Annotated in this window: 12 protein-coding genes and 1 tRNA gene; 7 read left to right on the top strand and 6 right to left on the bottom strand. The window is 63.8% G+C overall.

The features are described from left to right. Positions 1 to 44: 44 nt before the first annotated feature. Together KLP40_RS19935 and KLP40_RS19930 are read right to left on the bottom strand one after the other, a co-directional pair. A complete protein-coding gene (locus KLP40_RS19935; RefSeq protein WP_215595597.1) occupies positions 45 to 377 on the bottom strand; it encodes a hypothetical protein in 333 nt (110 codons plus the stop codon). 96 nt (positions 378 to 473) lie between these two features. Further along, positions 474 to 2,522, bottom strand: a complete 2,049-nt coding sequence (locus KLP40_RS19930; RefSeq protein WP_215595596.1) for an alpha-ketoacid dehydrogenase subunit alpha/beta — start codon at positions 2,520 to 2,522, stop codon at positions 474 to 476. Positions 2,523 to 2,661: 139 nt separating this feature from the next. On the opposite strand from KLP40_RS19930, the gene KLP40_RS19925 reads away from it, so the two are divergent. Continuing rightward, positions 2,662 to 5,307, top strand: coding sequence for a SusC/RagA family TonB-linked outer membrane protein (locus KLP40_RS19925; RefSeq protein WP_246559055.1), 2,646 nt, complete (start codon positions 2,662 to 2,664; stop codon positions 5,305 to 5,307). A gap of 85 nt (positions 5,308 to 5,392) precedes the next feature. Next, entirely contained in the window at positions 5,393 to 6,658 is a 1,266-nt protein-coding gene (locus tag KLP40_RS19920; RefSeq protein WP_215595594.1) for a M16 family metallopeptidase, read from the top strand. 149 nt (positions 6,659 to 6,807) lie between these two features. Here the strand turns inward: KLP40_RS19920 and KLP40_RS19915 are convergent, their stop codons facing one another. Both KLP40_RS19915 and KLP40_RS19910 read right to left on the bottom strand, forming a co-directional pair. After that, positions 6,808 to 7,470: a hypothetical protein gene (locus KLP40_RS19915; RefSeq protein ID WP_215595593.1), complete on the bottom strand. Its 663-nt coding sequence runs from the start codon at positions 7,468 to 7,470 to the stop codon at positions 6,808 to 6,810. A 363-nt stretch (positions 7,471 to 7,833) separates the two neighbouring features. After that, positions 7,834 to 8,394: a hypothetical protein gene (locus KLP40_RS19910; protein ID WP_215595592.1), complete on the bottom strand. Its 561-nt coding sequence runs from the start codon at positions 8,392 to 8,394 to the stop codon at positions 7,834 to 7,836. Between the two features lie 261 nt (positions 8,395 to 8,655). Here KLP40_RS19910 and pheS point away from each other — a divergent pair, with 261 nt between their 5' ends. The 5 genes from pheS (at position 8,656) to KLP40_RS19885 (ending at position 11,792) form a co-directional block, all read left to right on the top strand. Then, complete coding sequence (gene pheS / locus KLP40_RS19905; protein ID WP_394370044.1) at positions 8,656 to 9,786, top strand: phenylalanine--tRNA ligase subunit alpha; 1,131 nt, start codon at positions 8,656 to 8,658, stop codon at positions 9,784 to 9,786. Between the two features lie 89 nt (positions 9,787 to 9,875). Continuing rightward, positions 9,876 to 10,781 carry a 3-hydroxyacyl-CoA dehydrogenase NAD-binding domain-containing protein gene (locus tag KLP40_RS19900; RefSeq protein ID WP_215595590.1) on the top strand — a complete coding sequence of 302 codons (906 nt, stop codon included), beginning with the start codon at positions 9,876 to 9,878 and terminating at the stop codon, positions 10,779 to 10,781. Positions 10,782 to 10,855: 74 nt separating this feature from the next. Next, a complete protein-coding gene (locus tag KLP40_RS19895) occupies positions 10,856 to 11,305 on the top strand; it encodes a Rieske (2Fe-2S) protein (RefSeq protein ID WP_215595589.1) in 450 nt (149 codons plus the stop codon). A 95-nt stretch (positions 11,306 to 11,400) separates the two neighbouring features. After that, positions 11,401 to 11,477, top strand: a tRNA-Asn gene (locus KLP40_RS19890). A 141-nt stretch (positions 11,478 to 11,618) separates the two neighbouring features. After that, positions 11,619 to 11,792 carry a hypothetical protein gene (locus KLP40_RS19885; protein ID WP_215595588.1) on the top strand — a complete coding sequence of 58 codons (174 nt, stop codon included), beginning with the start codon at positions 11,619 to 11,621 and terminating at the stop codon, positions 11,790 to 11,792. Positions 11,793 to 11,874: 82 nt separating this feature from the next. Here KLP40_RS19885 and KLP40_RS19880 read toward each other — a convergent pair whose 3' ends face one another. Then, positions 11,875 to 12,552, bottom strand: a complete 678-nt coding sequence (locus tag KLP40_RS19880) for a sterol desaturase family protein (RefSeq protein ID WP_246559053.1) — start codon at positions 12,550 to 12,552, stop codon at positions 11,875 to 11,877. 69 nt (positions 12,553 to 12,621) lie between these two features. After that, complete coding sequence (locus KLP40_RS19875) at positions 12,622 to 13,143, bottom strand: shikimate kinase (RefSeq protein WP_215595587.1); 522 nt, start codon at positions 13,141 to 13,143, stop codon at positions 12,622 to 12,624. Between the last annotated feature and the right edge of the window lie 189 nt (positions 13,144 to 13,332).

Raw genomic sequence — 13,332 nt, 5'->3', positions numbered from 1 at the left:
CAACAGGGACGTTTAACCGGCCGGTGGCCGGCGGCCCTATTCGTTTACGAAGCTAACTTCTGAAAAGGCAACGGGATGCCCAGGAACCTGCGCGGGCCCACCTTGCGCTTGAGCCGGCGGCGCTCCAGCTTGGGTTTCTTGAGCAGGCCCTTCTTGTCGTAGCTGTTCTTTTGGGCCTTCACCGCTTCCTTTTCCACGTCCAGGGCCCGGCCGTCGGCCGATTCGTTGGTGGGCTTCTTCGCTTTCTTGACTTTGGCCTGGGGCGGGCCCTTGGGGCTGGGCAAACGGTAGCGGTGACAGGCGGGGGCCGTCAGCAGCAACCCCGCCGCCAAGCTCAGCAAACCCAACCGCCGTCCCCAAAAGGCTGAAAACTTCATTTTATTACTACTCAACGGCTTATCTGACTTCGTAAGGTACGTAATTCGGCTACCTCTGGCGTTATGGGGCCCCACCCTGCCCCATGCTCCCGGGTATTAGTAGCTGCGCATTTTCAGCACGGCTTCGCGCAGGCGCTGCTGGGGCAGAAACTGCTTTTCGAGGGAAGGCGCGAAGGGCACGGCCGTATCGAGGGACGCCACGCGCATGATGGGCGCATCGAGGCTGCGGAAGCAGTGCTCGGCAATCCAGGCCCCGATTTCGCCGGCCAGGCCGCCCGTGAGCGTGTCTTCGTGGAGCAGAATCACGCGGCCGGTTTTCTCTACCGTCCGGCGCACGGCTTCTTCATCCCAGGGCAGCAGGGTGCGCAGGTCCAGAATATCGGCCGACAGCCCGATTTCCTCGGCCAGGGCCAGGGCCCAGTGCACGCCGGCCCCGTAGGTGATGATGCTCATTTCCTCGCCCTCCCGCACCAGCGCCGCCTGGCCGATGGGCGTGGTGTAGTAAGCATCGGGCACGGGCTGCGAGATGCTGCGGTAGAGCAGCTTGTGCTCGAAGAACATGACCGGGTTGGGGTCCTCGATGGCGGCGCAGAGCAGGCCCTTGGCATCCACGGGGTTGCTGGGGTACACCACTTTCAGGCCCGGCGTGTGGGTAAACCAGGCTTCGTTGCTCTGGGAGTGGAAGGGGCCGGCGGCGGTGCCGGCGCCGGTGGGCATGCGCACCACCACGTCGGCATTCTGGCCCCAGCGGTAGTGGCTTTTTGCCAGGTTGTTGATGATCTGGTTGAAGCCGCAGGTCACGAAATCGGCGAACTGCATTTCCACCATGGCCTTCTTGCCCTTGATGCTCAGGCCCAGGCCCGCGCCCACAATGGCCGACTCGCACAGGGGCGTGTTGCGCACCCGGCCCTTGCCGAACCGGGCCACGAAGCCGTCGGTAATCTTGAACACGCCGCCGTACTCGGCAATGTCCTGGCCCATGAGCACCAGCTCCGGAAACCGCTCCATGCTCTGGCGCAGCCCGTCGGAAATAGCATCGACGTAGCGCTTGTCAGTGATTGATTCAGTTGTCGGTTGGTAGTTGTCAGTTGGTAGTGGCTGCTCATCAATCAACTGGTCGTTTCCCTTTTCTGACAACTGAGAACCAGCAACTGACAACTCGCTAATCGGCGCGTACATATCCCCGATTTCCTGCTCCAGGGTGGGGGTGGGCAGGGGCTGGGCGTCGGCAATGCGCAGGCCTTCCTCAATTTCGCGCTTGATGGTTTCGCGGTAGCGCATGCGGGCTTCCTCGTCGAGGATGCCTTCCTCGAGCAGCCACTTTTCGTAGTTCTCCACGGGGTCCTTCTGGGCCCACTCCGTGAACAGCTCCTGGGGCACGTACTTGGTGCCGCTGGCCTCCTCGTGGCCGCGCATCCGGAAGGTGAGGGCCTCCAGCAGCACGGGGCGCGGGTTCTGGCGCAGGTCCTCGGCCAGGCGCTTCACCGTGTCGTACACTTCCAGCACGTTGTTGCCGTCTACCTGCACGGCTTCCATGCCGTAGGCGGGGCCTTTATCTACGAAGTAGCGGAAGCGGAACTGCTCGTTGCTGGGCGTGCTCAGGCCGTAGCCGTTGTTTTCGATGATGAAGATGACCGGCAGCTGCCACACGGCGGCCACGTTCAGGGCCTCGTGGAAGTCGCCCTCCGAAGCGCCGCCGTCGCCGCTGTAGGTGACGGTTACTTTGGGCTTCTCATCGAGCACATCGGCCAGGGCAATGCCGCCGGCCACGGCCAGCTGGGGGCCGAGGTGGGAAATCATGCCCACGATGTGGTACTCGTTGGTGCCGAAATGGAAGCTCCGGTCGCGGCCCTTGGTGAAGCCGGTGGCCTTGCCCTGCCACTGGGCAAAGAGGCGGTCGAGGGGTACGTTGCGGCCTGTGAACACGCCCAGGTTGCGGTGCAGGGGCAGAATGTACTCGTCGGGGTCCAGGGCCAGGGTGCTGCCCACCGAAATGGCCTCCTGGCCGATGCCCGAAAACCACTTGCTGACTTTGCCCTGGCGGAGCAGAATAAGCATTTTCTCCTCAATCAGCCGGGGCTTGAGCAGGTGGCGGTAGAGGTGGAGCAGGGTTTCGTTGGAGTGGTCCTTGCGGTCGAAGTGCATAGCGGAAAGGCAGGTAGCGGGTGGGTGGGGCCAAAAGTACGGGTTTGGGCCGGAAGCGGAATTATCGGCCGCACTTTGTGGAATCCGCCGGCCGGCAGCATCTATCTTCGGGGCCCTATTCCCGGTCTTATCCTCTCATATGGCTCGATTCCTACCCCTCGGATTCCTCTTCTCGCTCCCACTGGCCGCCCAGGCCCAACAGCCGGATACCGTTCGATTGCCCGATATAACTGTGCAGGATTCTGTCGTGGTAGTCAGAACGTATTGTCCATCAGCACATATTGCATGGACTAATCATCCTCTCCCACTCCTCCCCCTCCAGGAACAGCTCCGCCAGGTAGCCGGGGTGCAGGCTACGCCCTACTCCGGGGCCCCGGGGGCGCAGGTGGCCGTGCGGATTCGGGGGGCGGCCAGCCTCTCGGGCAACGCGCAGCCCCTGTACGTGGTGGATGGAGTGCCGGTCTTTCAGCACACGTTCCGGCCGGGAACCAGCAATACCATCATTGGCGTCGTACCAGCCGAAATCGTGGAGCTGGACAGCAACCCGCTGCTGAGCATTCCTAATGAGGATATTGCGCAGGTGGAAATTCTGAAAGGCGGCTATGAAACCGCCCTCTACGGCTCCCAGGGTCTCAACGGCGTCATCCGCATTACCACCAAGCGGGGCACAGCCGGCAAGCCGCGCCTGCGCTACGCCGGCTACGGGGGCGTGCAGCAGACCCGCTACCGCTACGACCTGCTCGACGCCCAAGAATACGCCACCCTCCGCAACGAGATGAACCTGCGCTTCGGCCGCGCTCCGGAGTTTACGCCCGCCGAGCTGGAAACCCTGGACCGGGGCACCGACTGGCAGGACGAGCTGCTGCGCACGGCCGCCGTGCAGGAGCACCACCTGGGCCTCTCGGGCGGCACGGCTACCACCCGGTATTATGCGGCGGCCGACTACCTGAATCAGGAGGGCGTGGTGCTGAACTCGCGGCTGCGCCGCTACGCCGTGCGCACAGCTCTCAACCAGCAAATCGGTGAGCACCTGCGCCTGGAGGCCACCGGCAGCTTCACCCAGACCGAGCAGCGGGTGCCCGCCTACTACGCGCTGTCGAATGCCGTGCTTGCTCCACCCACCAAGTCGCCAACGGATACCCCGAACCCCGGCTACTACGTAAACCCCCTGGCCCTGGCCCGGCAGAATTACCAGGCCCCGGAGCAGCGGCGGCTGCTGGCCCAGCTGGGCGCCCACTACGAGGTAGCGCCCGGGCTCACGCTGCACCTGCTGGGCAACCTGGAGCGGGCCACGTTGCGCAGCCGCTCCTACCTCCTGTCATTCGGCTCCAGTCCGGGCGGCCAGAGCGGCGACCTGACCTTCACCTACCGCCAGCTCACCCTGAACCCGGCCCTGCGCTACGCCCGCAGCTTCGGCGGAGCGCAGCACGCGGTAACGGCCAGCCTGGAAGCCTTGCGCCAGGACCGGCAGACCACCACCGAGCAACGCACCTACACGCCCGGCACTCCCTTCACCCCGCCTGCTAACCTGCCCGGCGGCAGCGGCAGCAGCAGCAGCAGTATGGCAGGGGCCGGGACCAATTTCTACCAGCTCACGGGCGGCTACACCTTCGCGGAGCGCTACCAGGTGCTGGGCACGCTGCGCGCTGACGCTTCCAGCACCTTCGCCCCGGATAACCGCTGGAGTTGGCTGCCGGGGGCGCAGGTGCGCTGGCACGCGGCCCAGGAGAACTTCTGGACCGCCGCGCCCGGCAAGCTGGATGTGTGGGTGGGCTGGGGCCGCACGTCGGGGGCGGGCAACATCGGGCGGAACTACTTTCTGATTACGATACCCAGCGGCGGGAACCTGACGCAGCGGGTGCCCTTTTTTCTGTCCGAGCCAAGTCAGCAGCTGGATGCGGGCATAGAAGCCGGCCTGCTCCACAACCGCCTGACGGTAACGGCCCAGGTCTACGCCCGGCGCACCGACGCGGCCGGCTCGCTGCTGGGCCTTCCGGTGCCAACCGGCGCCTCCGACGGCCCCATTCTGCGCAATACCGGCCTGGAACTGACGGTGGAGGGCAGCTGGCAGGCCGGGCCGGTGCAGGGCACGAGCCGGCTGGCGGCGGCCGCCAACCGCAACCGCTTCGAGAGCAACGCGGCCGGCGCCTACTACTTTCCCACCCAGCGCACCCTCGACGGCCAGCCATTGAGCACGTTTTACGGCTACCGCGTGCAGGGCCTCGATGCCGCCGGCGACCTGCGCTACGAGGACCTGAACGGCGACGGCCAGCGCGACTTCTACGACCAGCAGCCGCTGGGCAGCGGGTTGCCCCGGCAGTTGCTCAGCTTCAGTCAGCAGCTCACGCTGGGCCGGTTTGAGGCGCAACTGCAGGCCTATGGCATGTTTGGTTACCAGATGCACAACACCACCCTGCCGTTTCTGGATACTCCCAGTGGCCTTACCAACGCCTCGCGCCGGGTACTGGACCGCTGGACGCCCGCCAACACGGGTACCTCGGTGCCGGCAGCCGGCACCGAAGTACCGTTTTTCAGCCTCACCACCCTGCAATCGGGCAACCACGTGCGGCTCTCGGCCCTCACGCTCAGCTACGAAGTGTGGGAGAAAGAGGCCCGCACCGTACGCCTGTGGGTGGGCGGGCAGAATCTGGTGGTGCTCACCAAGTACCGGGGCTACGACCCCAACGTCAGCTCCGCCGGCTCCGACAACCAGCAGGCCGGTCTCGATGCCGGGGCCTACCCCACTGCCCGCACCATCCTGTTGGGCGTGCGGGCCACGTTGTAGCACCGGCCGCCGGAAACTTCTGTTTCGAGTGGGCCGTTGTTTACCTTGCGGCCCGGCCGCTTTACTACCTGCCCACCTGCCCCCTATGATTCAGTTCGAAGAATTTACCCTCGACAACGGCCTGCGCTGCATTGTGCACGAAGACCACAGCACGCCCATGGCGGTGCTGAACGTGCTCTACAATGTGGGCTCCCGCGACGAAGCGCCCGACCAGACCGGTTTTGCCCACCTGTTCGAGCACCTGATGTTCTCGGGCTCCGTCAACATCCCCAGCTACGACGAGCCCCTGCAGCTGGTGGGCGGCGAGAACAACGCCTTCACCTCCCCCGACATCACCAACTACTACCTCACCCTGCCCGCCGCCAACCTCGAAACCGGCTTCTGGCTCGAATCGGATCGGATGCTGAACCTGGCCTTCTCCGAAAACGGCCTTGATGTGCAGCGCAAAGTGGTGGTGGAGGAGTTCAAGCAGAACTACCTCAACCAGCCCTACGGCGACGTCTGGCTGAAGCTGCGCCCCCTCGCCTACCAGCACCACCCCTACCAGTGGGCCACCATCGGCAAGGAAGTGGCCCACATTGAGGACGCCACCATGCAGCAGGTGCGCGACTTTTTCGCCAAGCACTACGCCCCCGCCAACGCCATCCTGGTCGTGGCCGGTGACGTGACCCTGGCCGAGGCCCGGCGTTTGGCCGAGAAGTGGTTCGGGCCCATTCCCGGCGGCACCCGCTACGAGCGGCAGCTGCCCCGGGAGCCCCGCCAGACGACGGCCCGCTTCCTGGAAGTGCAGGCCGAAGTGCCCCTGTCGGCGCTCTACAAGGTGTACCACATGCCCGGCCGGGGCGAGGAAGGCTATTATCCCGCCGATTTGCTCTCCGACGTGCTGGGCCGGGGCAAGTCGTCGCGCCTCTACCAGCGGCTGGTAAAGGAGCAGGCGCTGTTCAACTCGCTCTCGGCCTCCGTGATGGGCTCTTTGGAGCCGGGTCTGCTCGTCATCAGCGGCAAGCTGAACGCGGGCATTACGCTGGAGCAGGCCGACGCCGCCCTGGAAGCCGTAGTGGCCGAAATGCTGACCACCGAAGTGCCCGCCGCGGAGCTGGACAAGGTGAAGAACCAGGCCGAAGTGAGCATCGTGTTCGGGGAAATCGAGCTCCTGAACCGGGCCATGAACCTGGCTTTCAGCAAGCTCCTCGGCGACGCCAACCTCGTCAATCAGGAAAGCGCCCGGGTACAGGCCGTAACCGCCGCCCAGGTGCTGGAAGCCGCCCGGGAAGTGCTGCGCCCCGAGAATTGCAGCACCCTGTACTACCGCGCCCAGCCCGTCGCCGAGCCGGTGCTGGTGGAAGTGTAGGAATAAAGCCTGGTTGTTGAGTACGGAGACATACGCCATCAGAAGTACTATCGCAATACTTCTCACGGCAGCAACCACAACAGAAAGCCCGTCCGGTATTGCCGGACGGGCTTTCTGTTGTGGTTATATCGGAAGCGCGAGTGGAGCTACTACCAGCCGCTGCCACCGCTGCCCCAGCCATCATCGGCCTTTTTAACCGGCTTTTTCGCGGGCGCAGCTGCTTTTTTGGTAGCCGTGGCGCTTTTGGAGCCGGCCGAAGCTGCTGCAGTTTTGGTAGCTGCCGCTTTAGGCGCAGCGGGAGCGGGTGCCGGGGCTGCTACGGCAATTACGGGTTCCGGCTCTGGTTCCGGAGCCATGACAGGCAGCGGAGCCGGGGCCGGGGGAGCAATGTCAACGGAGCGTACCGAGCGCCGCACATAAGGCGCCAAGGGCCGGCCGCGGTAGTCCGTGGTCACCCGACGCGAAGGCGCGGCGGTAAAACCCGGAGCCAGGCTGGCCCCGATGGGCTGGCTTTCGGGGGCTGGGGCAGCCGAAGCGCTGCCACCGGCTGCTCCTCCCCACTCCCCTCCGGCCGAAGCAGGAGCCGTGGCTGTAGCAGGAGTAGCAGCAGGCTCGGCAACCGGTGCAGCCGCTTTAGGCGCGGCGGCTTTTGTTGCAGGAGCTTTCGTGGAAGCTGCTTTTTTAGGTGCCGGAGCCCCCCAGCCGTCGGAAGATCCCCAGCCGTCGTCCGCTGATTTTTTCTTTTGGGCCACGGCGGGAGCGGCTACCAACAGGCCGCCAATGAGCAGCAAAGGAAGAATTTGACGAGTCATAAAGAAGATGCTAAACAGATTGTTGCCGCGAAGGTACGGTGCCCCGTGCGGGCCCGAAATACCCGCCCCACATTTCGGCAGAACGCGAGATACGTCAGGAAGTTCCCCACAGATTTTATTTACGAATAATACGCAGATTATCTGATCCTTGCCTAACAGATATCCACCGTCTAACGTTCCGCTTTTTCGCAAATCATCCCTTTCAACTCCGCCTTCCCGCCTTTGGCAAGAACCCCACAGCCGACAGGAAGCTGCATATTTCACCGCCCGCTGACAGCCATGCCCCAGTGTACTCCCCAAACGGCCTGTCCCGGTGACAACTGCGCCATGCGGGCGGGATGCAGAAAAACGGAAGACCAGCGTTTACCAGCCAGCTGCTACGGCCGAGTCATCCGTAACGGGGTTGGCGGCCACGGCCGGGGCGGGCTGGCGCAGGGGGCGGCCGTTATAGTCGGTGCTGGCGGCCCGGTGCGGGGCCGTGTTCATGCCGGGGGCCAGCATCACGCCCGAAGACTGCATCATCGGGTCGGTCTGGGCAACCCGCACGGAGCGGGGCCGGAACGATTTGCCCTTGGCCACTGGGCGGCCGTGGTAGTCGGTGCTGGTGCCGCGGTAGGGGGCCGTGTTCATGCCGGGAGCCAGCATCACGCCCGAGGACTGCATCATCGGGTCGGTGACAGGGGCAGGGGCGGCCGCCAGCGTATCAGCCGTGTTCCGGCCCACCGAAGCGGGAGCGGGCCGCTCGGCGCGGGAGTCGCCCCAACCGGAGCTCCAGCCCCAGTCGTCATCGGCGGGGCGGGTGGCGGGGGCCACGCTGGTATTGGCAGGCGACGTGGGCGTTGTTTTTTTCTTGGTCTGGGCCTGAGCCTGGGGCGCACTGAAGAGGGCCGCCGCCAGGGCGGCAACAAAGAACAACCGTTTCATCAGAAGAAGTATCGAGGAGTGGAAGGAAGCCGCCGGCCGCCTGTCGGGACCGGGGCAGCGGCCATCCGGCGGGTGGCGCCCCACGTCCGGTTTCTGCTGGCCTGTGCTGCTGGCTGACTTTGCAGCAACCGTACCAACTTTCTCAACGGGCTTCCGCAGGAACGCGCCTTATCATCCTATACACCTGATATTCAGATTCATAATTTTCAGCTCAGACAATCCATCCGCAACAATCCGCAATCAGCCTACCTTTGTAGGATGATGCAGGAAACCATTGCCCGGGTACGGTCGGAAATTGAAGCCTACGACCTGACCACGGCGGAACAGCTCGACCAGTTCCGCATTGCCTACACCGGCCGCAAGGGCCAGTTGGCCGACTTGTTCGACCAGCTCAAAACCGTGCCCCAGCAGGACCGCCGGGCCGTGGGCCAGGAGCTCAACCAGCTCAAACAACTGGCCGTGGCCCGCTTCGAGGAGCGCCAGCAGGCGCTGGAAGCCGCGTCTGCCAACGCCCCCGCCGACCCCACCTTCGACTACACCCTGCCCGGCGTGCCCCAGGCCCTGGGCACCCGCCACCCGCTGAGCCTGGTGCGCGAGGAAATTGTGCGCATTCTGGCCCGCATCGGCTTCAACGTGGCCGAGGGACCCGAAATTGAGGACGACTGGCACAACTTCACCGCCCTCAACTTCCCCGAAAACCACCCCGCCCGCGACATGCAGGACACGTTCTTCATTCGGGGGGTCTTGGGGTCTGAGGGTCTTGGGAACCTGGATTCTGGCTCTTCGCCCGCCGAACCGTCATCTGCTAGCACCCCGAACGAGGCCAAGTCCCCAAGTCCCCAAGCCCCCAACTATCTACTCCGCACCCACACCAGCCCGGTGCAGGTACGGGTGATGAAGTCGCAGCAGCCGCCCATCCGCAGCATCATGCCCGGCCGGGTGTACCGCAACGAGGCTATTTCGGCCCGGGCCCACATGATGTTCCACCAGGTGGAGGCCCTGTTCATTGACGAAAACGTGAGCTTCGCCGACCTCAAGCAGACGGTGTACTACTTTGTGCAGGAGCTGTTCGGCGCCGACGTGCAGGTGCGCTTCCGCCCCTCCTTTTTCCCCTTCACCGAGCCGTCGGCCGAAATCGACATCACCTGCCTGATCTGCAAAGGCAAGGGCTGCAACATCTGCAAGGGCACCGGCTGGGTTGAAATCGGCGGCAGCGGCATGGTGGACCCCGCGGTGCTGGAACAGTCGGGCATCGACCCGGAGCGCTACTCGGGCTACGCCTGGGGCATGGGTATTGAGCGCATCACCATGCTCAAGTACCAGATCAAGGACCTGCGCCTGTTCACCGAAAACGACCAGCGCTTCCTGCGCCAGTTCGAAGGCGTGCAGTAAAAGCGGGCGGAGGATTTTTGGCCCCGCGGTAGCCGGGCCGTCCGCCCCGCTGCCGCCCTTGCCTGCCGATTCATCCCCGCCCGATTTTTATGTCTGCTTCCCTTCCCACCTCGTCCGCTTCCCAACCCGCGTCTCAATCCTCCATCAATACCGTGGCCATTGTGGGCGCGGGCACCATGGGGCTGGGCATTGCTCAGGTGTGCGTGCAGCACGGCCTGCCCACCATTCTCTTCGACATCAACGCCGACATGCTGCCCCGGGCCCGACAGGCCATTGCAGCCGGCCTGAGCAAGCTGGTGGAGAAGCAGAAGCTGACGCCCGCCGACCACGAAGCCGCCCTGGTCCGCCTCACGCTCACGGCCGACCTGGCCCAGGTGCAGGCCGACCTGATTGTGGAAGCCGTGGTGGAGCGCCTCGATGTGAAGCAGCGGCTGTTCCAGGACTTGGCCCGGCAGAACCCGGTCACCAGCATCTTCGCCTCCAACACGTCGTCGTTGCCCATTACGCGGCTGGCGGCGGGCATTCCGCACCCCGAGCGGGTGGTGGGGATGCACTTCTTCAACCCGGCCCCCATCATGAAGCTGGTGGAGGTCATCAGCGGGGTAGCCACTGCGCCTGCCGTGGCCGATGCCGTGTACGCCCTGGCGGAGCAGCTCGGCAAGCGTCCCGTGCGCGCCGCCGACGCCCCGGGCTTTATCGTGAACAGGGTGGCGCGCCACTACTACGTGGAGGGCCTGAAAGTGGCCGAGGAGCAGGTGGCCCCGGTGGAAGTGATTGACGAGCTGCTGGAATCGGCCGGTTTCCGCATGGGTCCCTTCCGCCTCATGGACCTGATCGGGGTCGACAGCAACTTCCTGGTTACCTCAGCCATGTACGAAGCGTTTCACTACGACGCCAAGTTCCGTCCCAGCCGTTTGCAGCAGCAGAAGGTGGATGCCGGCCACCACGGCCGCAAGTCGGGCCGGGGCTTCTACGAGTACCCCGCCGCGGAGTAAAGCGGGCTAGGCGCACTATTCGGGGCCGTACACGCGTTGTGTCAGCCTACCTGGCCCACTCTGATTTCTTTCCGATGTCCGTTTCTCACCTGCTCCGTCGCGCAACAGTGGCCGCAGCCCTGCTTGCGGGCCTGCTACTGGCCTTCTCGGCCTGCAACTCCACCGGCAGCAACGTGCAGCCCCAGATTCCGCTGGCCGCCGTGAACGAGCTGCTCGTGCTCACTGACCAGCAGAACGCCAACCTGCGCTTCGATAACGGAGCCGTCTACCACAAGGGCGGGGTGCGGGGGCTGATTGTCGTGCGCCAGAACGCCAGTACTTACCTGGCCTTCGAGCGCAACTGTCCTTACCAGCCCCAGGATACCTGCGCCCGGATCTTCATCAACCCCTTTGTGCAGCTCTATGACCCCTGCTGCCAGTCACAGTTCAGCTTCACGGGGCAGCCTCAGGGCGGTCCGGCCTCCCTCCCGCTCCGCCGCTACAACACCGCCCTCTCCGGCAATAACCTGACAATCACGAACTAAAAAATAAGTATCAGTTTTTTTGAAAGACAGAGTTGCAGCTTCCGGAACTTTGTTCTAATATTGCACCAGCAACGGCAAAAAACGCCGCCATAACCGCTTCCTTAGCTCAGCCGGTTAGAGCATCTGACTGTTAATCAGAGGGTCCCTGGTTCGAGCCCAGGAGGGAGCGCCACGAGTGAGGGCCGCTTATCCAATGGATAGGCGGCCCTCGTTCGTTTTTCGGTTTGTGGAATCAACCTTTTGCCGGCGCAGGCAGTAAACCCAGCCAAGCCCGAATAGTCGGGCGCTGGCCGTTTACTCTCCCCTGCCTGCCATGAATATTCTCCGTTTTCCTCTTATGGCGGCCCTGCTGGTGCTGCTGACTTTCTCGCTCAGCAGCTGCGACGCCATCGGTACCATCTTCAAAGCCGGGGCTTGGACGGGCATCATCGGTATTTTTCTGGTTGTGCTGCTGCTGTGGTTCATTGTGCGAAAGATGCGCGGTTAGATCGTCAGAGCTTCTTGGATTACGCAGAAGGGCCGCTCCTGATAGAGCGGCCCTTCTGCATAGTAGGCTTAAACAACCTGTGCTATTTGGTTTTGCGGTCGGGCATGGTGCCAATGATGTGGTCCCAGAGCGTGGTGCTGACGCCGAATGCCACCTCATCCTGGCGGTAGTGGTGCATGGCGTGGTGGTGCCACCAGAACTTGAGGAAGTTCTTCGGGGGGGCGTACACGTGAATAGCATAGTGCACGAACAGGTAGAGCGCATAGCCGAACACGAAGCCGGCCAGGATGCCGAAGCCCGCGTTGCCGAACGTGAAGTGGAAGATGAAGAACAGCAGCGAGGCTACAAACACCGTCAGGATGGGCGGCATGGCCAGGCGGGTCTTATCCTTGGGAAACTCGTGGTGCACGCCGTGCATGGTGTACTGGAACTTGGCCCGGGCCGGAGTGCTGGTATCGAGGTGGTAGACGTAACGGTGCATCAGGTACTCGGCCAGCGTGAAGAGCAACCAACCGCCCAGAAACAGGCCGAAAGCCGATAGCCCCGTCAGCAGGCCCCGGCTCAGGCTGTAGTACAGGCTGACGGCGGCTACCGAAAAGAAAATGGTGAGCGGGCCGGCAATGTGGGTGTGGGTGAGCCGCTCCAGCACCGGATTCTCAAACAGGCGGGCGGAACCCTTGTGCTTGGGCTTAATAGCATCGGGCGTTTTAACGGGCGTTACCCGCACTGCAATTTCCGGAGCTTCGGAAGTAGTATTCATACCAATACAGGGATGATGAAAGCGCAAAAATACACACCGCCGCGCAAATGGCTGACGGGCACCCCGGTTTCAGGCCGTGGTGTTGTAACGGGCCAGCAGCTGCCGGATGGCCTCCAGCGAACAGGTAGGGGCCGTACAGCGCAGCGGGGCGCGGTCGTAGAACTGCTGACGGGCGGCTAAGGTTTCCTGCAGACGGGTTTCCAGCGCGGCCTCATCGGGGAGGGCGGCCAGCAGGGGGCGGGTGGCGGCCGCGCGCAGCAGCCGTTGCAGCAGCACCGGCACCGGCACCGACAGGTAGAGCGTGAGGCCGGTTTCGAGCAGCACCTCCAGGTTGTGGTGGAAGCAGGGCGTGCCGCCCCCGGTAGCCAGCACCAGGGCCGGGTAGCGGGCCGTCACGTCGCGCAGCACATCAGCCTCGCGCTGGCGGAAGTACTCCTCGCCTTCCTGGGCAAACAGCTCCGAAACGCTGCGCTGCTCCCGCCGCACAATTTCCTCGTCCAGGTCCAGAAACGGTACCTCGTAGGCCGTGGCCAGGGCCCGGCCCAGGGTGGTTTTGCCCGCGCCCGGCATGCCGATCAGGTATAGCTTCATTTTCTAATGTGGAGAATGTGGAGAGGAATGTGTCTGAATACGGGGGAATGTGAGAGAATGTGTTAGAGTGTGTGGACAGTCATCGGAGCCAATCGAGGGCGGCGAGCAGGTGAGCACTGGCTAAGAAGCAGGTGGCCGTTTTCTCGTAGCGGGTGGCAAAGCCCCGCGCCTCCTTGAGCCGGCCAAAGA

It is taken from the genome of Hymenobacter piscis (assembly GCF_018760735.1).
Lineage (GTDB): Bacteria > Bacteroidota > Bacteroidia > Cytophagales > Hymenobacteraceae > Hymenobacter > Hymenobacter piscis.
This window is presented reverse-complemented; position numbering and strand designations above follow the sequence as displayed.